General features: G+C 41.6%; 1 protein-coding gene. It reads left to right on the forward strand.

Features of this window, described 5'->3' with window-relative positions; translation table 11 throughout:
- A partial coding sequence (locus ICN41_RS11235) for a condensation domain-containing protein (RefSeq protein ID WP_216293016.1) occupies positions 1-452 on the forward strand: 452 nt, incomplete at both ends.

Below are 452 nucleotides of genomic sequence, written 5' to 3' on the forward strand. Positions count from 1 at the left end.
CTTAGGTCTATTTATTAATACCTTACCACTGTACTTACGTTTAGAAGAGTCAAGCCCCTTAGTGCAGTGGTTACTCGATCAACAAGCGGCCCAAGCAGAACAAGATGCTCATGGTCATGTGGGTTTATCCGACATACAAGCCTACATTGGTCAAGTGGGTAAAGAATTATTTGAGGCAATGTTTATCTATGAAAATTATGCAAACGATAGCCAAAAAAATACGGGGAAAGATTTAAATCAAACTGGTTCTGAAAATCAGGATGGTACCCACTATACGATCTCATTATTGGCAATGCCAGGTACAAAGCTACTATTGAGATTAACGTTCAATCGCGCTCGCCTTGATGATGCCCAAGCTGCTGACTTACTCGCACGCTTAAGCCAATTAATCGAAGCCTTACCAGTAATAGCAAAGACGCCTTTAGCAGCCATTCCACTAACTACCCTTTCTG

Source organism: Polynucleobacter sp. 15G-AUS-farblos, assembly GCF_018882445.1.
GTDB lineage: Bacteria > Pseudomonadota > Gammaproteobacteria > Burkholderiales > Burkholderiaceae > Polynucleobacter.